This window comes from Providencia rettgeri (assembly GCF_013702265.1).
In the GTDB taxonomy this organism is placed as follows: domain Bacteria; phylum Pseudomonadota; class Gammaproteobacteria; order Enterobacterales; family Enterobacteriaceae; genus Providencia; species Providencia zhijiangensis.
In genome coordinates this window covers 2,761,119-2,779,424 of the sequence record NZ_CP059348.1, presented here as the reverse complement: position 1 = coordinate 2,779,424, position 18,306 = coordinate 2,761,119, and the positions used below count along the sequence as shown (strand labels likewise).

The following is an 18,306-nucleotide window of genomic DNA, read 5'->3' as shown; positions in this document are numbered from 1 at the left end:
TGGCTATAAAGATACCTCCTCTGACTTCCTGTCAGGGGAAATAACCATGAGACAGAGACTGATGGAACTCATCGAGCACCATGCCAGCGTTGGCGGCTGGCAAAACGTATACCGCCATAATTCACAAACACTTAATTGTGAGATGAATTTCGGTGTTTATCTTCCGCCCAAAGCAGTAACAGAAAAACTACCGGTGCTATACTGGCTCTCGGGTCTGACCTGTACGGAGCAGAATTTCATCACCAAATCGGGTATGCAGCATTATGCTGCCAAGAACAACATCATCGTCGTTGTTCCTGATACCAGTCCCCGTGGAGAGCATGTCGCAGATGCTGACAGCTACGATCTGGGCCAGGGTGCCGGATTTTATCTGAACGCGACGGAACATCCGTGGAATACGCATTACAGGATGTATGACTATATTCTCCATGAGCTTCCGGATGTTGTCATGAAGAATTTACCTGTAACATCAAGGAAATCAATATTCGGTCACTCCATGGGGGGACTGGGAGCGTTGGTTCTGTCGCTGCGAAACCCTGATGAATATGTGAGTGTATCGGCATTTTCACCAATAGTATCACCTTCTCAGGTGCCATGGGGACAACAGGCATTCACCGCATACCTGGGTGAAAATAAAAAAACGTGGGAGCACTACGATCCCGTCAGTCTTATTTTACAGGGTGCGAAATTACCAGAAATTTTTATTGACCAGGGATTAAGTGACGCCTTTTATGAAGAGCAGTTACGCACTAAAAGTCTTGAAAGAGTGTGCAAAGAAATGAACATCAACACGTCATTCCGATATCATACTGGCTACGACCACAGCTATTATTTCATTTCTAGCTTTATTGGTGAGCACATTGCTTACCATGCCAAAAGGCTCCGGTTGTCAGCATGAGTTGATTTCTAGTCTCAGAAAATGTGCTTAATTTTCAGGCCTGAACAGGGCCTTAATTCTGCAGACCTGAGATGTGCTGTAACCGGTGGCTTCAGCAGTTTCTCTTATGCTAAGTTTCTTGACCTGTCGGTAATATAGGACTTTCTTATGTTGTTCCTGATCGGTCTGTTTGCCCCGGTATTTTCCCAGCGTATGTGCCCGTTAATTCCCTGTTTTTGACGTTGCCGGCGACTCAGCCAGTCCTTATGCGACATTGCGGCCATCAGGTCGATAAGCATGTTATTGATGGCGGTTATTACGGCACGGGTGATCGGATCAGACTGCGAAGGACCTTTATCTGACAGCGTCTGCCATGAGGTGGGCACATCTAGGCTTACAATCCGCAGCTCGTGTTGTTCTATCTGCTTTTTCAGCGTCATCCAGTCGCTGTTACTAAGACGTGTCAGGCGGTCTATTTGCTCGACCAAAAATATCATTGCTGTGACTGTCCATCAATAAACGTCCCAGCTCCGGGCGATCAAGGGGGCCGCTTGGAAAACGGAAAATAACCCAAACTAAGACTGTCTTGTGTACAAAAAATGGTACGGTATTTAGGGGAAATGATAACTTATATTGATAATAACCAAGCTATGACCCCAAATTATGTGGAACGGTATCACTATGGTGAATCCATTTCAACGGCATTTGTGGAATCAACAGTAAATGAAGTTATTGCAAAACGAATGGCAAAAAAAACAGCAAATGCAGTGGAGCCAAGAAGGCGCACATTATCTTTTACAAACCCGAGTGGCCGTTTTAAATGATGAATTAGAGGACATCTTTTACCGTTGGTATCCTAAACTAAGTAGCACTAAGTTAGATACAATGGCTGCGTAAATACCCCACACATTTTTATGCTCTCCTACAAACAGTCTAATGGCGTGCCCAATATTAGTTGACAACTTCAAAAAGCCACATTAAACCGAGAGAGTAAACCCAGTAACTGGCGTAGCATCTTCTTGTTTCGACAACCAAAAATATGCGCAATAACCTGTTTTAGTCGAGGCTCCCAAGCATACCATAGCCAGCGTTGTTGCTTCTTGTTAGCCACAAAAGACCACTGTTCATCGACTTCGCAAAGGAGTTCAATGTGCAAATTATCTAAGGGTAAAGAAGTTACTTGCCTCGGTGAGAGTTTTTTAAAGTACGAACAACCGCATTAATACTGATATGAAGGGCTCTAGCGGTATCTCGAATACCTGCATTATTCATCGTGAGGTCGATAATTTTATCTTTAGTACCGGGTTGGCAAGTGCGATATTCATAATCAATTTGGAAGCTTCGGCAACAATCTTGGCAACGATAACGTTGATGGCCAGTACTCCCTAAGCCATGTTTTTTCACTGAGGGAGTTTGTTGACAAAATGGGCACCTTACATCAACTTTAGCCATGAATATTCTCCAGTAAATGACCCTATATTACAGACTATTCACCGGATTGAATACATGACCCGTTTACGTAACGTTCTATAACCTAAGCTATTTCGACTCTCTCCAAAGATGGCTTTGGCTTTACGGTACAGACTAAGTTGTTCTGCGGTGATCAACTTTGCTGGGCGTTTAAGCCACGTATAGTAGGCAGAACGACTTATTGTCATTAACTTGCAGAGCTTCATCACGGGAAATTGTGATGATAATTGCTTAATCGTTTTAAACGCTCTTGGTTTCCTTTAGCAGGAGGGCGCAGGCTTTTTTTAAGATCTCTTTCTCCATCCTAAGTTCTTTATTTTTCTTTCGAAGCCTTAATAGCTCAGCTCTCTCATCAGAATTCATGCTGCTACCAGATTGCTCAGAATCAAATTTTGCTTTTCAGTTATAAAGTAATTGATCGGTGATCCCTAAAGAATCTGCCGCTTTTGGCAAGCTATAACCTTGCTCGGTGACTAATGCGACCGCCTCTTGCTTAAACTCAACGGTATAAAATCTATTTGTTCGTTTTTTTATTTAACACCTCAATAATTGGATTATATTCCATTATTAAAGTGTCCTGTTTGATTAAAGCAGATCAGAACATCGTGTGTGATAAGTGCCCTACTACCAATGATTGCACCATCACCGATATGTACACCCAGCATTATCATCGATTCCGTAACTATCCAAACATCCTTGCCGATGACAGTATCTCCAGAGGGGATGTAAACATTATTCGCAGATTCAAACTCAGGATAACCCTCTAGCCAGTTAAAAGGGAATGTGCTTACTCAATCATGCTGATGACCTTGGTTTCCCGCCATGATAAAAGAAGCTCACGATCCAATAGAGCAAAAACTGACTATGATTAATTTATCCACTTCGGTATCAGGCAGCAGATAGCGAACACAATCATTGAAGTCATGGGCGTGGTAGTAACCGGAGTAATAACTGTATCGACCAACGATGATATTTTTATTGGTTATTGTTTGTCTAAAGGGATCCCCTTAAAAGGGCTTTCAAAAAAATTATTTGTTTTGTTAGAGATCATTGCGGGTTGCCATTTTTAAGCGGTTATTGGGTTGGAATAGTCCGAGTTGATACACCTTATTTGCAATTAATGGTACACCTAAAATGTGTACTATGCTATCATACAGACTGAAAGTCACAACCAAAAATAACCTTGGTAATTTAGAATATACATAAAACATTTAATGTCATATAGATAGGTTTAAATGATATGAGAAATATTAATGCTGTATTAGGTGAGTTTTTTAGGAGTAAACGTATTTCTGAATCATTGACGGGAATAGAAGTTGCGAAAAAAATGAGCGTCAGCCAACAACAAATATCCCGATATGAAAGAGGGGTATGCTGTCTTTCAATTGAAACAATACTTCGTTATTGCAAGGTGTTGGATATATCGCCAAAAGAGTTAATGGTTACTCTATTTCCGTCAGAAAAAGATTATCTTTGAATATTAGTTCGACTGATATTTGTTTTCAGATTATCAGCGGGATGTTCACTCGATTTAATATTTTCTATTCAGGTAGAGCAGAGAAAATGAGATACACAATAGGCGCTAAGTTTTTGATGATAATATTATTATTTATATTCCCGATTGGTTGCTTTTTAGACTGGACCCTTAGATCTCCAGTCTACCAACACACCACAGAATTCGGCACGCTTTAAAGCCGCATTGACGGTTTGACTGTTCATTGGTTGGGTAGGCTTGATACGGCTTGGGAAGATAAACTCCCGATGACTACTGAGTGGTTTCATTAGCTCTAGAATAGCCTAAGAATGACTACAACGTCAGCAGTTTATGAGTCTCACTTCAGAGGGGCTTTTTTGTTTGTTTTATTAGAGTGTGGAGTAGTGATTTATAAAGCTAGTAAATAAAGTGCAATGTTACTAATATGAATTCAATTATTATTATAAATCAATTTCGTATATAAGTGATTTCATATAAGGTGGCAATAATGGTTAATCTTCTTACCTCTAGTGATATAAGCAATACATCAGATAAAAAAATCACTGTAGGTATTAGCTCATGCTTATTGGGTGATAGCGTTAGATTTGATGGTGGTCATAAGCGCTTTCACTTTGCTGTAGATGAGTTATCAGATTATTTCGAATACCAACAAGCATGCCCGGAAATGGCGATTGGTTTACCAACACCTAGACCTGCATTGAGGCTAGTTAAATCTGACGAAAATAGCGTTAGACTCAAATTCAGCGATGGTCGTGAAGGCGATTTAACTGAAGAGATGCTTCAGTTTTCGACTGACTATTTGAGTAGGCTTTCAGATTTAAGTGGTTATATTGTATGTAAAAACTCACCTAGCTGTGGCTTGGAAAGGGTTCGAGTATATGATTCAGTTGGCAATGGTAATAAAAAGTCTGGAATGGGGCTTTTTACTGAACAATTATTCAAAGCAATGCCTTGGTTGCCTGTTGAGGAAGATGGCAGGTTAAGCGATCCTCATATTCGAGAAAATTTTATTATACGGGTATTTGCTCTTCATGAGCTAAATGAACTAAAGAAAAACGCCTTCAATCGTCACTCATTAATCGACTTTCATACTCGATATAAGCTCCTTTTATTGGCTCATTCACAACCTCTTTATCGAGAACTTGGTCGTTTTGTTGCTAGTAACAATGAATGGGATTCAATCGACTCTTATTTTGATGAGTATCGAAATAAGTTTATGAATTTATTACAACACCAAGCGACTAGGCGCAATCACACTAATGTGCTTATGCATATCCAAGGTTACTTTAAACGCTATCTGACATCAAACCAAAGGCAAGCATTGAGTAAGTTAATCCTCGAATACCGCCAAGGAACACAGCCTTTATTGGCTCCATTAACATTAATTACGCACTATTTATCTGAGTACCCTGATAACTATTTGAATAATCAAAAATATTTCCATCCTTATCCTCAGTCATTAAGACTGCGATATGGGTTATGATATTAAAAATAATTCTCAGAATTTCAAAGTTATTCATATGATTGGTTCTTCCAGTCATATGAATATTGAACATAAAAGCTATGTTAGCGTATAACTGTCGGGATGAACGAAATCATTCATATTTACATAAGTCACCTAGCGAGGATTTTTCATATGTAACCTCAGTTAATCAAATCAATACTATTGCAAAAATAATTGGATTGATAATAAGTTTGCTATCAATATGATTTGTTTGGAAAAGTTATTGATGATGAATGTGTGGTGTCTTAAGCAAAATCAACGCTTTTATGGTGAGAGTGAAAATTAAATTTGCTATCCCAGTGTTTGTATGGCTTAATCAAGTCATCGGTTTGGAAGTACAGGCCTATTTATGCTAGTCAGTTTAAAGTTGTTCACCATTTAGCGTTATCTAAGATACCCCTTCATTGCGAATTCCTTATAATTAATTCCCATAAGTAAAAATAAAAATCAAACCTCATCTATGCCTTATGGCAATCAAAAAATTAAAGGAAATTCTATGTCTAATACAATGACAGGTTTAGTAAAGTGGTTTAACGAATCTAAAGGTTTTGGTTTCATCTCTCCTGAAGATGGGAGCAAAGATGTATTTGTTCACTTCTCTGCGATTCAAAGCGATGATTTCAAAACATTATATGATGGACAAAAAGTCAGCTTTTCGGTAGAAAATGGCGCAAAAGGTCCAGCGGCTGCTAATGTGGTGGCACTTTAAGACAACATTAATATGAGATGCCCTTGTTGTAAGGGATCTCAATATAGACGCTATCACTTTGATGTATCAAAAAGCAATCCATATGGCGCTAAATGTATTTTTTGTAAATCCAATATGAAGCCAGCTTAAATAACATATAGATTATAAAACCCCTCAAAAGTGGGGTTTTTTGTTTTATATATCATTACAATCCCCCCAGTGAGAGAGTTATGTGTTACAATAGCTGTGACATCATACCTCATTGCTATAAAAGCAAATCTTGCAGTTGCGAGTTTTTATTTTAAAAATAGATGCGGTATCCAAAGGATTCATTTCCTAAGGGATCACCTATGAACTTACCTACCTTTTATCAACGAATTTTGTCACTAACGCAAAATGCACTAACTATTTTAGGGCTGCTTTTAGCCTCTCTTGCATTGGTCTACTGGATGTAAAATCATTCCGCCATTAACTCAATTGGAAGAGTATTTAGTCTTAGCAAAACTAAGAGTCGGGGTTCGATACCTCGATGGCGGTCCATAAGTTATAAATCTTTTGTACAATATAAATGCGGAGATGTATGAACTATTACATTCAGACGACGATGGGACCAAAAGGTAATTACAAAATACACAAAGTTGGCTGTAAACAAATGCCGATGACTTCAAATCGTTTCTACCTAGGTAACCTATTTAATGCTATACATGCAATAGCAGCAGCTAAAGCTTCAGGATATAACCTTATTAAAATATGTGCATGTTGCACCAGTAGAAGTGCGAGGTAATACGATGAAAATATCCTACCTAGTGCAGTTTTTTGTTTGAATTCGTCGTTCAAAGCTAAAGTTAGTAAATCATAATTGTACTGTTTAGATTTAAGTCTTTTTTGGTGCGCTAAATACGCGATTACCTCAATATTTTAATCAATCTAATTCATTTGACGAATGGTGATTGTGTGCGGCTATCTCTATTCAAGATGTAAGCTAAATTAATCTTTATGTATAATGGTGTCCTCACATATACATGAATGAGGTATTTATGTTTTTTGGTATATTTATTGTCTTCGCGGGCATAATTACATTACTCGAAAATTATGGTGTCATCTCCGGAGATGTGAAGTGGGGGTTGCCTCTAGCCATTATTATTTATGGTTTAAGTGTTGTTTATGATGCTATAACTGGTAAGAAAAAAAATTAATTATCTAGAATTTACTAAGGTCACTTCGGTGACCTTTTTTATTGCCTAAATTTCAACTGACTTCATTAACACCTTCTAGTTTTTATAGCAGGTGGACTTCTATTAACCAAATATTGGAACACTCCGCAGGGGTGGATATGTGTATGCACGAAAAATACTCAAGCCCCTTTTCTTATGCTCTTGGAGTTATCACTACTGCAGCTGGGGCGTTATCACTAGACCAGTGGGCGGTGCTCATCGGGATTATCTGTACTGTCGCTACCTTCTTGGTGAATTGGTACTACAAACGGAAAGAATTCAAATTAAGAGAGGATAACAGTGGCAAAGATACCAAATAAAATAAAAATAGCCGCTGTGACAGGTGGGCTGATGGCATTAACTGTTGCAATGGTGACTAATTTTGAGGGATATGCGCCCAAACCCTACCGTGATGTAGGCGGTGTTCTTACTGTGTGTTATGGGCATACAGGTTCTGACATTATTCCGACGAAAACCTATACAAAAGTCGAGTGTGACGAGTTACTGGAAAAAGACTTAGCAATCGTCGCTAAAGCAGTAAATCCCTTAATTAAAATCAATATTCCTGATTACACCAGGGCGGGACTTTATTCATTTACTTATAACGTGGGAATAGGTGCTTTCTCGCGCTCAACATTACTTAAAAAACTTAATGCTGGTGACCAAGCTGGCGCATGTCATGAACTAAAACGCTGGATATATGCAGGGGGAAGGCGTGGAAAGGGCTAATGACGAGACGAGAGGTAGAAAAAACCGTGTGGCTTGGCGAGTTTGCTTATGCGTATCCTCCTTTATTATCTGTCTACCCATCTACTGGGCAATTGGTGTATACGCACTTCGAGACGACACTTGTGGTGGCACTGACAAGGTAAGTTTAGAGAAGCGTTGCCAAAAAGCTATCGAGCATTACAAAGGTCGGCAAGTTAATTTTTAAACGTCTTTATGGTAATCGCCATGAATAAAGTCAGCGTATTGTTATTTATTGTCGCATTGATAGCGATTATACATATATATATTGATACAGTTCTCTTATGTAATGAAAGTTTAATCTAATAGTATAAGTATATTTTCAATAGGAAAGCAATACGAGAAATTGAACAACAAAGAAAAGCCCCAAATATCGGGGAAAAATAGAAAATAACTGCTTATGAATAGAGCGTCACTATACATTAACTATAAGTGACTACTACATAAAAAAAGTAGTAATCTCAATCAGATATTATAATTTTGACCGTCTTAAAGGTATTTTTGAGGTTTCAGAATATTTTTGCGGTAACTAGAATTGTATTGATATCAATGCGAATAATGCAGAAGCAAGAACAAGAAGGGTGACTTTGGTTGGGATTTTCAGCTAATTCTATTAAGCTATAATTTGAGACGCCCATGTTTTACGTTTAAAATGGAAGGGCTCCGTGACGAGCCCTTTTGGGGCAAATTATTTTTTTGTATAAATAATCTTTTGTGTTTCATTAGAACAGTTACCTACAACAGTACCTTGTTGTGAAGCTGCTTCTTCATTTGAAACGACAGTAATGGTAAAGCTATCGCTTGGGACACCATTGTTAATAATTTTTTGCGTAATTTCTTCAACAACGCTTTCGCACGAAGCACTCGCAATGACTGGAATAAATAATGTTATTAATATTGCTGTAATTATTTTTCTTTTCATATGTAATATCCCTTGTAAGTTAGAGTCAGTTAATAATAACGCACTATGATAAGTTCAACTATCCATCTTAAGTGAAATATTTGATTTTATCAATTAACGCTAGCCATGGTATTTTATTTTTTGAAAATTGAGGCATAAGAGGTTGTATCTAAGCCTCAAGGGTTGGGTAAAAGTAAGATTTTACTCTGCAGCCCTTTGTATTGCTTCTCCACCAGCTTTTATATCTTTACCTACGCCTTTAGTCGTATTGCAGGCAGCCAAGTTCATAACGATAACTAGTGAGCATATGAGGAAACTGAATTTTTTAATCATACTTCCTTCCTTACATTGTGTGAGGTTATAAGCTACAAAGGTCGTCTTTCATTATAGCAGAATAATTTGATTGTTTATTGGAACGATATGTGATCCTACCCGCGTAACGTGATAGATGATTATAAGCAATAGCTAAGTGCTTTAGTGAGATATGATATCTGACAAATTAAAAAGAGCTGCTATATTTTAGGTGGTGCTATTCATTTTGATAATAAAATAACATTAGCAATAAGGGGGACGCTCTATGATATTAAAAGAGTTATTTATCCGTATGCTTCATGTTTTTCAATACCTTTTAGTCGGTATTCTTTTAATATTATCATCAATCGCTTTACCACACTGGTTAGGGAAGGTGCGAACAAGTCCCATGTGTGGTCTGCGTCGGCTTACTGGCTTGGATGCAAGGCGTGGTTCGCAGCAAATGGCCCTAGGGAAGGTGCGAATAAGTCCGAGATGTGAGATCATCGTATTGTAACCTGAACCCAGAATGAGTAACCGGATGAGCCAGCAACTGACTTTTGCCGATAGTGAGTTTTCCAGTAAACGCCGCCAGACCCGCAAAGAAGTTTTCCTTGGCAGAATGGATGACTTGCTTCCCTGGGACAAATTACTTGGCGTTATCGAGCCTGTGTATCCCAAGGCCGGTAATGGTCGCAGGCCCTATCCGCTGGAAACCATGCTGCGTATTCACTGCATGCAGCAATGGTACAACCTGAGCGATGAGGCCATGGAAGATGCCCTCTATGAAATCGCCTCCATGCGCCAATTTGCTCGCCTGTCACTGGATAAAGCCATTCCAGACCGCACTACCATCATGAATTTCCGGCATTTGCTGGAGCAGCATGAACTGGCCCGCAAAATCTTCAGTACCGTTAATCACTGGCTAGCAGAGTGTGGCGTTCTAATGACCCAGGGCACCTTGGTGGATGCCACCATCATTCAAGCCCCCAGCTCTACCAAAAACAAACACAACAGCCGTGATGAAGACATGCACCAGACCAAGAAAGGTAACCAGTGGTACTTCGGCATGAAAGCGCACATTGGCGTGGACGCCAAAAGTGGCCTGACCCACAGTCTGGTGACCACGGCGGCTAACGAGCACGACCTCAATCAGGTTGGCAAGTTACTGCATGGCGATGAAGAGTTTATCTCAGCCGATGCTGGTTATCAGGGGGCCGAAAAGCGCGATGAGCTCAGCGATGTCAGCGCAGACTGGCTTATCGCCAAGCGTCCCGGCAAAGTGAATGCATTGAAGCAACACCCGCGCAAGAACAAGCTGGCCATCCGTTACGAATACCTGAAAGCGAGTATCCGAGCGAAGGTTGAGCATCCATTTCGGATAGTAAAATGTCAGTTTGGTTTCGTCAAAGCCAGGTACAAGGGGCTGGCTAAAAATGACAGTCAACTGGCGATGTTATTCACCCTGGCGAACCTGGTTCGAGTTGACCAATTGATACGGGCACAGGCGAGATCTACCTGAAATGAGGAAATTGGCCTGAAACAGGGCCAAAATCAGCCACGAAGAGACGATTTTGGGCTGAAAATTGGAAAATTGAGCCACAGGACGTCGATAAAGGACGGTTTGGGGCGTCATATCGGGAGCTGCGGACCACTTAATCGCAGCTTCCTTAGGTTTTGGCATTAAACTTACGTAGTCTTGCTTCATGATTTTTACAAAGAGTTCTGAAATACTGTTACTTTGGGGACTATGTACCGCCGTATGTCTAGGGGATAAACCAACTTGTTTAGCGAACCACCGCATTTCATGGGTTAGATATGCTGAACCATTATCGGTCAATCTCTCTAATTTGAGCTTCTTTCATCACTTAGCACTTTTAGTGCTTTATTTTGTTTCTGGCAGTAATTGGATGCGTTTGTAGTTGCATAAGCTACTGCGCCATTTTCTCGACCTGCATCTGGTGCGGCTTCTACTGAAGCTACATAGTTGCCATCATCTGTTTTTTCAATATTGGAGTTATATGTAAAGCCAAGACCTTTGAATTCTGTTGAGTCATTTTTTACTGCAAATGCGCTTAATGATAGTGCTGCAATGCAAAAAATAGACATTAAAAATGTTTTTTTCATAGCCAATTCTCTTTATGTTCTAATAGGTTGAATGATTTATTCTACAAAAAATGATTAATATTAAACAATGATTGCTGAACTCAGAGGGGATGTTAATTATTTTATATATGACAACCTAAAAGCCTCTGAACTGGTCGAGTATTCCATACATTTTTGTTGAGGTTCGGTGCTGCTCTCGTTTCACTGAAGGATTAATTGAGGCTGTTAAAAAGCATGGCTCCGGCAATGTCGGTTATCCCAGTTGCCGCTGTCAGACGCCGTTGGCGTACCTTTTAGTCCAGTATCAGAGAGTAAGTAGTTGTACTGACGATGAATAATGTGGTCATCCGTTACACGGTTTGGATTTTGCATATCAGCATTGATAGGGTCATGCGCACTTTAAAAACTCAAGTCTTGTCAGATAATAATACTGTCTTTGCAGAATTTACAGGTTTACATTTTTAGAAAAATGGACGGGATCTGAGCGCTTGTCGGTAACAAAAATCGACAACAGTTATGGTATGACTGGTCATCTCAGTTAAAACCTAGAATAGCGTATACTGGGCGCACGGAGTCTCAAGAGTCTGCAAAAATTATTAAGGATGCTTTCTAAGCTTGATATTCTGTTTTGGTGTATCGATATTACCGAGCTTACCCGTTATTACCAAAGGAGAAGCACTTGATGAGTAAACGATTTACGCAGGGAATAGAACGTCAAAATCCTAATTTAAGAAACTGAATAAAGAGGCTGCTGAAATGCATGACAAAAATATGGAAACTTTCATTAAAATATTTGATAAACATCAATACATTGAATGCTTAACCGACAGAGTTTTATGTTGAATTTACTGGAGAATTGAGGGTTTCTGGGTTAAAACCAGAAAAGCCATCACTGAGTATCTCAAATGCTGAAAAAACAGAAATTCAAGTAATGGCTTAAATTGATATCAGGTTACATTACATGTTTAATACCTTTTTTAGCTAAATACCAATTCATAGGGTATGTCGTCATGAATCCACATATCATGGCTATTTGCATCATAAATCAATATGCTGCAGTCATTCTGCTTATTTAAGGTGTAAAAAAGACAAAGAAAACTAATCCCATCCAAATGTACATTCCTACTTGCCATGCAATAACGGATAGCAAATCTGCTTGAATGGCTTTTTTAAAGTTTCTATTTTTCCTAATCCCATTTCACGGCCTGGTAAGTATTGAAAATAAATGCCAATGATCAGGGTCAAAACAAAACTAAAAGCCAGCTTCCATAGATAAAACTTCCAAATATGATTACAGGAATAAACAGAACAATAACTTCGCCGATGATGTCCGCCAAAGTACATCTAGCACCACAATGAGTACTTGTTTTAAAAATATTTTTCCATGTAATAACAGTGGGTCGTGTATTCAATATAGAGATCATCACAATAGGTAATGCTCCCTCTCGATGAATGTGCCGATGATTTTGTCATGCATTTCGGGCGACTTAGAGTAACCTAACGTCTTACGGTTAAGACGCTTTAAGCGATTTCTTAAGTTCAGATTCTCTCTTTCTATTCGTTGGGTATAAAACTTACTTGCTACGTGTTTTTGTTTAGGCAATATCTCATAAGTACTGAACTTATCCGTGCACCAAAAAGCCACATTAAACCGAGACAGTAAAGCCAGTAACTGGCGAAGAGTCCTTTTGTTTCGACGACCAAGCGTATGAGCAATAATCCGTTTTAGGCGGGGCTCCCACGCATACCAAAGCCAGCGTTGTTGCTTCTTATTAGCTACAAAAGACCACTGTTCATCGACTTTGCAAAGGAGTTCAATGTGCAGATTATCAAGAGGTAAAGAGGTTACCTGCCTCGGCGAGAGTTTTTTAAAGTGCGAACAACCGCATTAATGCTGATATGAAGGGCTCTAGCGGTATCACGAATACCGGCATTATTCATCGTGAGGTCGATAATTTTATCTTTGGTACCGGGCTGGCAGGCTCGATACTCATAGTCGAGTTGGAAGCTTCGGCGGCAGTCTTGGCAGCGATAACGTTGATGACCAGTGCTCCCTAAGCCATGTTTTTTCACTGAGGGAGTTTGTTGACAAAATGGGCACCTTACATCAACTTTAGCCATGAATATTCTCCGGTAAATTACCCTATATTACAGGTTAATCACCGGATTGAATACACGACCATCTGCTTTAGTGGGCGCTAAACTGAAAGCTGAACGCGCCTCTCAAGGCTATAAACGGCATGATACCCGCCAAAAAATAAACAAACGTGATCTGCAATTATTTCGGTATGAGCACGGTATCAATAAAATTGATTTAGATACTCTCATTAATTACTGCCATGCTTTAACCCTTGACATTCACGATTTTTTGGGTGAGTTACAAGCCGAAAAGAACCATCACGATACGTCTGTAATCAACCATGAAGACATGGTGTCTCCTCATCCGTTAGACTCGGTTCTACAGGAGAAGTAAAGTCGAAGATAAAGAGGCAAATTCGCAATCAACGCACATAATGCACGGGAAACGAGCTCGCTGTGAGTCAGTGAATAAAGGGGGAAACCTCACATATTTGAGAGGACCCCTTTTCTGCAACCAGGCTACTATACCTCGGGCTGTGCGGAGAACAATCTCTCTTTATCTGAACAACATTCAGTAAAGCGGCCCTACAAACGAACGAAGAAACACGTAGTTTACCAAGGTAATCATTACGATAATTAACAGCCCTAACCCTAAAATACTCCAAAGATGCATAATACTTTCCTTGTATAAATTAAACTCGCAAGCTGGGTTTTGAGCACAGCGAAGTCAATCTGGTTGATGATAAAACCACTCAAATTGAGATAGCTTACCAAACGTGAGAACAATAAAAATTAAACACACTGCTTGATTTTTCTATTTTTAGCCCGCTTTCAGCATTTTATACTGGACTATGTCGATCATCCGGTCCGCTAAGCTGTTATTTGAATACGATAACACATTGGATTGTTTTATCTTGAGATAATAACATAGGTAAAATACAAATATCTCGCGTTGAAACTGGCTTATTTACCCTGAATAAAACATTGGAGTCCTTCGACTTCAGCTTCCGGCGAGAGGGGGAGCATAATGTCGCTAGAGAGCTAGCGTTCGTAGAACGCTGTAAGAATGTGATCGTACTAAGGTCATCTGATGTAGGGAAAACCCATCTTGCTGTTGTTCTTATAGTGACAGTCACTGATACTGGGTATAGAGTCATCTTTATGCCATTAGATAAGCTGGCGGGACACAGATGAAAACGAAGCAGAAAAATCGATTATAAGGCAGTTGCGATAGCTAAGTTATGCCCATGTATTGATCTTAAACGAAATAGGCGATCTTTTAATGACTAGGGAGTAAGCCAGCTTATTCTTCCGATTATTGAACCGACGTATGAAAAAGGGAGCCTTAGTCTTATTTTCAAGCAAAAGAGGCACAGATTCGCGCTAAATGTTCGGTGTTTATTTATTGACAACGCAATCTTAGATTCTCTGCTACACACTCAACCATATGTAATATCAGGTGAGGACGTTATCGACAAAAGGAAAAGCTAAAAGCATCTGTACTGGGGAGCATTTTTACACTGCCAGTAACAACAATATTAATTATTTCGAGTTATTATGCTGATTTTATTCTCATTAGTTGGAGGCATTATATTTGTGCCAAATTTGATAACGTTTTTCGGTTGCTAAGTAAGCAATACGAAAAATTGAAGTAAGAAGGGTAAAAAAATAGCCCATATATCGATAGGGAGAGTGGGCTAGCGAGTAGTAATATAGAACTTTCATTATCATTCTTCTTACTGCCGTCATTACCGACCTATCCAGAATAATAGATTTATAAGTTTCAATATGTAATAAAAAGAAATGAAATATTTCAAATGATGGTGTGGATATGGTTTTAGTAGTTATTAACTGCATTAAGTCAATATATGAGATAAAAAAATGCCCAGACGGGAGTTGAACTGGGCGAAATCTTACATGCTATTTGGGGCGACGACTAGGAATGACAATGAACTAAAAATTACTATAAAGAACAAAATATCAATGAAAGGTAAACGATATTTAACATGGTAATCATATTAAAATTAAATATTGATAATCTGGTTTGGAGTGTTAAAAAGTGATGTTATTGAAGAGGTTGTCAATGGTAGTTTAATTTTGCCTCCTTTAAGGATTCAGCTGGTAATTTAACGTTTGGGACTGTAAAGTTTTTTGTGTAAATGGCTTCATGGTTAATGAGTAATCCGATCGCCATACATGAGCGTAAACTGTGTCATCGCAGGCTTCCAATTTCGGATTGGCATGGTTCATTTTGCCGAGATATTATACAGTGCCAGATACAGGAGTTTGAACACCGATTCATCGGTCGGGAACACCCGCCGTGTCTTGGTCACCTTACGCAGGGATGCGTTTAACGATTCGATGGCATTCGTGGTATAGATGGCTTTGCGGATCTCCGGGGGAAAATCAAAAATCACAATCAATCTTGACCAGTTATTCCTCCAGGACTGGCTGATAGTGGGATATCGGTCATCCCATCCGCTGGCAAAAGCCTCCAGAGCCTCTTCTGCGGCTTCCAGATTAACTGCGTTGTAAATAGCCCGGAGATCAGCAGCGACCGCTTTACGTTCTTTCCAGCCCACATAGCGCAGGGAATGACGGACCTGGTGAACAATGCACAACTGTACTTGGGTTTGGGGGTAAATCGCTTCAATTGCCTCGGGAAATCCCTTCAGACCATCACAGCAGGCAATGAAAATATCCTGTAATCCCCGGTTTTTCAGTTCAGTCATCACTGAAAGCCAGAATTTAGCCCCTTCATTTTTGGCGATCCACATCCCAAGAAGCTCTTTTTCACCCTGAAGATTGATGCCCAGAGCCAGATAGACGGATTTATTACTGACGACCCCGGAGTCTTGGTTTTTTACAACAATACAGTCAAGGTAAACAATCGGATATAACGCATCCAAGGGCCGCATTTGCCAGCATTTAACTTCATCCATGACGGCGTTAGTTACCTGAGAAATGAAAGCCGCTGAGACCCCAACACCATAGACCTCATTGAAATGATCCTGAATATCACGGGTTGATAACCCTCTTGCATACAAGGAAATAATACGGTTATCGAACCCTTTTAACGTTCTCTGTCCTTTACCCACTAATTGAGGTTCGAAGGTGCAGTTGCGGTCACGGGGAACACTTAACGTCAACTCGCCTTGTTGTGAGCGCACTGTTTTGGTGGATACGCCATTGCGGGAGTTACCGGAGTTATTCCCGGAAGGGGCATGTTTAGCGTACCCCAGGTGCATTGCCATTTCAGCTTCCAGAGCCCGCTCAGCGAGTTTTTGCGTGAGTTGCTTAAGCAAACCAGATTCACCTAGTAAATATTCGGGAGAGTGGAAATCCTGGAGTAATTGGTCAATGAGTTCATTACTGATAGGCATTTTATTATCCTCTTAGGGTTTGAGTCTAAAATGCCATTTACACGGTTTATTTTATACTCCCTAACGTTTCCTCATTTTGATTTCATTAACTTGCAGAGCTTCAGCACGGGAAACTGTGAAAATAATTGCTTCATCGTTTTAAAAAGCTTTTTGATTTTCTTTAGTAGGAAAGTGCTGGCTTTTTTTAAGATCTCTTTCTCCATCCTAAGTTCTTTATTTTTCTTTCGAAGTCTTAATAGCTCAGCTCTCTCATCAGAATTTATGCTGCTACCAGATTGCTCAGCATCGAATTTTGCTTTCCAGTTATAAAGTAATTGATCGGTGATCCCTAAAGTATCTGCCGCTTTTGGCAAGCTATAACCTTGCTCGGTGACTAATGCGACCGCCTCTTGCTTAAACTATGCGGTATAAAACCTATTTGTTCGTTTTTTCATTTAACACCTCAATAATTGGATTATATTCCATTATTAAAGTGTCCTGTTTGATTAAAGCAGATCATAGGTTTGGTTACAGAATAAACTATACATAAAACGGTAAGAGGCCTTGCTCTCATTTTGGGAGATTATGGATGATCAAGATGTGACGTGTATTTTATGTTATGGCCTAAATTAAATGTATTTTATATGGCTATTTTGACAATTAACGACTACATTTTTAGATAGATTATAATTTGTTTATGCTGCTCAATCTTTTTTTGAATGTCTATTTTGTTTGGTGAAATAATACGCGGTTTATGCTCATTATGCTCATTATGCTCATTATGCTCATTATGCTCATTATGCTCATTATGCTCATTATGCTCATTATGTGAGTTTTAGGAGTATTCTTAAGGTCGTCTGGCGTATTACAGTTAGTTGCTCATACTCTAGAATTAAATTATTTTTTAATATTAGTAATCAAATAGTTACACTTTCAAATTAATTTGAATAAATAAAATCCAATCAAGTAAAACTGAAGGCTAGTTAAATTAATTGATAAAATTTACTAACAAAAAGAGTAGAAAATGATTATTTTAAATAAAGTATTTTTACGCATAGCAAGAGATAAAATTGCGGATTAAAAATAATTTTTGAAATGATGTATTTTTAAAGTAAATAATTCTGCTATTTAGTTGGGTGTGATTAAGGTTAAATTCCAATTGTAGCATTTAAAATGGTTATTTTATCTGTAATCATTGTTTTTGCATCTACAAGCACAAGAATACTCCTTTTGCGCGTCATGAGTCAAAATGTGATGTGTATACATTATATAATAAATGAATTGATAAACATCACTAATCTTGAGTTGGCAAAATTATAAAATAAATTTATTTTAATTGATTCGTTACTGTACGAATTAGACTGGTATTTATGGTGAATATATAAATTTAGTGTATCTATGTAATATTTTGATGCTCTTATTTGGAGTTATATTGGTGGGTTTGCTTTTTATAATATATCAAATTAAGTTTATTTTTAAATATTAATCCTTTCCTTGATGCAGATATTAAATTATTAATTTAATGTATTGTCGCGATTCGTGTAATTTGGTGAATTTAACTAATCAGTAATA

Annotated in this window: 18 protein-coding genes, 1 tRNA gene and 10 pseudogenes; 14 read left to right on the top strand and 15 right to left on the bottom strand. The window is 38.9% G+C overall.

What is annotated here, in order from left to right; genetic code table 11:
* Nucleotides 1-61: 61 nt before the first annotated feature.
* Nucleotides 62-898, top strand: coding sequence for an S-formylglutathione hydrolase (fghA, locus tag H0913_RS12805; RefSeq protein ID WP_181478783.1), 837 nt, complete (start codon nt 62-64; stop codon nt 896-898).
* A 27-nt stretch (nt 899-925) separates the two neighbouring features.
* Here the strand turns inward: fghA and H0913_RS12800 are convergent.
* Nucleotides 926-1,420, bottom strand: a pseudogene (locus H0913_RS12800) (recombinase family protein); the annotation flags it as partial.
* Nucleotides 1,421-1,446: 26 nt separating this feature from the next.
* Between H0913_RS12800 and H0913_RS12795 the strand changes: the two are divergent.
* Nucleotides 1,447-1,774, top strand: a pseudogene (locus H0913_RS12795) (ISKra4 family transposase); the annotation flags it as partial.
* Nucleotides 1,775-1,844: 70 nt separating this feature from the next.
* Here H0913_RS12795 and H0913_RS12790 read toward each other — a convergent pair.
* The 3 genes and pseudogenes from H0913_RS12790 to H0913_RS12780 all read right to left on the bottom strand — a co-directional run.
* Nucleotides 1,845-2,329 (bottom strand): annotated as a pseudogene (locus H0913_RS12790) (IS1 family transposase); the annotation flags it as partial.
* A gap of 417 nt (nt 2,330-2,746) precedes the next feature.
* The gene (locus tag H0913_RS19025) at nt 2,747-2,881 is read right to left on the bottom strand and encodes a transposase (RefSeq protein WP_112837557.1); all 135 of its coding nucleotides are present in this window, start codon (nt 2,879-2,881) and stop codon (nt 2,747-2,749) included.
* A gap of 65 nt (nt 2,882-2,946) precedes the next feature.
* Nucleotides 2,947-3,398, bottom strand: a pseudogene (locus H0913_RS12780) (type B chloramphenicol O-acetyltransferase); the annotation flags it as partial.
* 189 nt (nt 3,399-3,587) lie between these two features.
* Here H0913_RS12780 and H0913_RS12775 point away from each other — a divergent pair.
* The gene (locus H0913_RS12775) at nt 3,588-3,824 is read left to right on the top strand and encodes a helix-turn-helix domain-containing protein (protein ID WP_181477374.1); all 237 of its coding nucleotides are present in this window, start codon (nt 3,588-3,590) and stop codon (nt 3,822-3,824) included.
* Between the two features lie 182 nt (nt 3,825-4,006).
* Here H0913_RS12775 and H0913_RS12770 read toward each other — a convergent pair.
* Nucleotides 4,007-4,144, bottom strand: a pseudogene (locus H0913_RS12770) (integrase); the annotation flags it as partial.
* A 185-nt stretch (nt 4,145-4,329) separates the two neighbouring features.
* Here H0913_RS12770 and H0913_RS12765 point away from each other — a divergent pair.
* The 7 genes and pseudogenes from H0913_RS12765 (at nt 4,330) to H0913_RS18705 (ending at nt 8,120) form a co-directional block, all read left to right on the top strand.
* The gene (locus H0913_RS12765) at nt 4,330-5,325 is read left to right on the top strand and encodes a YbgA family protein (protein WP_181477373.1); all 996 of its coding nucleotides are present in this window, start codon (nt 4,330-4,332) and stop codon (nt 5,323-5,325) included.
* Between the two features lie 517 nt (nt 5,326-5,842).
* Nucleotides 5,843-6,055 (top strand): RNA chaperone/antiterminator CspA, encoded by a 213-nt coding sequence (gene cspE / locus H0913_RS12760; protein WP_036952486.1) that lies wholly within the window; start codon nt 5,843-5,845, stop codon nt 6,053-6,055.
* A gap of 12 nt (nt 6,056-6,067) precedes the next feature.
* Nucleotides 6,068-6,172: pseudogene (locus tag H0913_RS18675) on the top strand (cold-shock protein); the annotation flags it as partial.
* Between the two features lie 324 nt (nt 6,173-6,496).
* A tRNA-OTHER gene (locus H0913_RS12755) sits at nt 6,497-6,574 on the top strand.
* 793 nt (nt 6,575-7,367) lie between these two features.
* Nucleotides 7,368-7,568, top strand: a complete 201-nt coding sequence (locus H0913_RS12750; RefSeq protein WP_181477372.1) for a phage holin family protein — start codon at nt 7,368-7,370, stop codon at nt 7,566-7,568.
* Nucleotides 7,549-7,977: a lysozyme gene (locus H0913_RS12745; protein WP_282552285.1), complete on the top strand. Its 429-nt coding sequence runs from the start codon at nt 7,549-7,551 to the stop codon at nt 7,975-7,977. The genes H0913_RS12750 and H0913_RS12745 overlap by 20 nt, the downstream gene beginning before the upstream one ends.
* A complete protein-coding gene (locus tag H0913_RS18705) occupies nt 7,977-8,120 on the top strand; it encodes a hypothetical protein (protein WP_269749710.1) in 144 nt (47 codons plus the stop codon). The genes H0913_RS12745 and H0913_RS18705 overlap by 1 nt, the downstream gene beginning before the upstream one ends.
* A gap of 563 nt (nt 8,121-8,683) precedes the next feature.
* Here H0913_RS18705 and H0913_RS12740 read toward each other — a convergent pair.
* A complete protein-coding gene (locus H0913_RS12740) occupies nt 8,684-8,917 on the bottom strand; it encodes a DUF1161 domain-containing protein (protein WP_181477371.1) in 234 nt (77 codons plus the stop codon).
* A 180-nt stretch (nt 8,918-9,097) separates the two neighbouring features.
* Entirely contained in the window at nt 9,098-9,229 is a 132-nt protein-coding gene (locus H0913_RS12735; protein ID WP_181477370.1) for an entericidin A/B family lipoprotein, read from the bottom strand.
* A gap of 499 nt (nt 9,230-9,728) precedes the next feature.
* On the opposite strand from H0913_RS12735, the gene H0913_RS12730 reads away from it, so the two are divergent.
* The gene (locus tag H0913_RS12730) at nt 9,729-10,709 is read left to right on the top strand and encodes an IS5-like element ISEc68 family transposase (RefSeq protein WP_000082736.1); all 981 of its coding nucleotides are present in this window, start codon (nt 9,729-9,731) and stop codon (nt 10,707-10,709) included.
* 150 nt (nt 10,710-10,859) lie between these two features.
* Here H0913_RS12730 and H0913_RS18670 read toward each other — a convergent pair.
* The 3 genes and pseudogenes from H0913_RS18670 to H0913_RS12715 all read right to left on the bottom strand — a co-directional run.
* A pseudogene (locus H0913_RS18670) lies at nt 10,860-11,036 on the bottom strand (IS3 family transposase); the annotation flags it as partial.
* Complete coding sequence (locus H0913_RS12720; protein ID WP_181477368.1) at nt 11,033-11,314, bottom strand: hypothetical protein; 282 nt, start codon at nt 11,312-11,314, stop codon at nt 11,033-11,035. The gene H0913_RS12720 and the pseudogene H0913_RS18670, both read right to left, overlap by 4 nt.
* Nucleotides 11,315-11,518: 204 nt before the next feature.
* The gene (locus H0913_RS12715) at nt 11,519-11,665 is read right to left on the bottom strand and encodes a hypothetical protein (protein ID WP_181477367.1); all 147 of its coding nucleotides are present in this window, start codon (nt 11,663-11,665) and stop codon (nt 11,519-11,521) included.
* Nucleotides 11,666-11,975: 310 nt separating this feature from the next.
* On the opposite strand from H0913_RS12715, the gene H0913_RS19020 reads away from it, so the two are divergent.
* Nucleotides 11,976-12,032 carry a hypothetical protein gene (locus tag H0913_RS19020; RefSeq protein ID WP_072037157.1) on the top strand — a complete coding sequence of 19 codons (57 nt, stop codon included), beginning with the start codon at nt 11,976-11,978 and terminating at the stop codon, nt 12,030-12,032.
* 213 nt (nt 12,033-12,245) lie between these two features.
* Here H0913_RS19020 and H0913_RS19015 read toward each other — a convergent pair.
* The 3 genes and pseudogenes from H0913_RS19015 to H0913_RS12690 all read right to left on the bottom strand — a co-directional run bounded on the left by H0913_RS19015 (nt 12,246) and on the right by H0913_RS12690 (nt 13,414).
* Nucleotides 12,246-12,443: pseudogene (locus H0913_RS19015) on the bottom strand (DUF4396 domain-containing protein).
* Nucleotides 12,444-12,534: 91 nt separating this feature from the next.
* Complete coding sequence (locus H0913_RS19010) at nt 12,535-12,717, bottom strand: DUF4396 domain-containing protein (protein WP_420720247.1); 183 nt, start codon at nt 12,715-12,717, stop codon at nt 12,535-12,537.
* Nucleotides 12,717-13,414, bottom strand: a protein-coding gene (locus tag H0913_RS12690) for an IS1 family transposase (RefSeq protein ID WP_181477364.1) whose coding sequence is annotated in 2 segments (ribosomal slippage) — nt 12,717-13,165 and nt 13,165-13,414 — 699 coding nt in all. Because the reading frame shifts where the segments join, the coding sequence is not laid out codon by codon here. Before H0913_RS12690 ends, H0913_RS19010 begins: the two co-directional genes overlap by 1 nt.
* A gap of 46 nt (nt 13,415-13,460) precedes the next feature.
* On the opposite strand from H0913_RS12690, the gene H0913_RS12685 reads away from it, so the two are divergent.
* Both H0913_RS12685 and H0913_RS19005 read left to right on the top strand, forming a co-directional pair.
* Entirely contained in the window at nt 13,461-13,766 is a 306-nt protein-coding gene (locus H0913_RS12685) for a helix-turn-helix domain-containing protein (protein WP_181477363.1), read from the top strand.
* Nucleotides 13,767-14,356: 590 nt separating this feature from the next.
* Complete coding sequence (locus H0913_RS19005; protein ID WP_181477362.1) at nt 14,357-14,566, top strand: ATP-binding protein; 210 nt, start codon at nt 14,357-14,359, stop codon at nt 14,564-14,566.
* Nucleotides 14,567-15,543: 977 nt separating this feature from the next.
* Here H0913_RS19005 and H0913_RS12675 read toward each other — a convergent pair.
* Together H0913_RS12675 and H0913_RS12670 are read right to left on the bottom strand one after the other, a co-directional pair.
* A pseudogene (locus H0913_RS12675) lies at nt 15,544-16,755 on the bottom strand (IS256 family transposase).
* Nucleotides 16,756-16,826: 71 nt separating this feature from the next.
* Nucleotides 16,827-17,141: pseudogene (locus H0913_RS12670) on the bottom strand (transposase); the annotation flags it as partial.
* Nucleotides 17,142-18,306 lie beyond the last annotated feature (1,165 nt).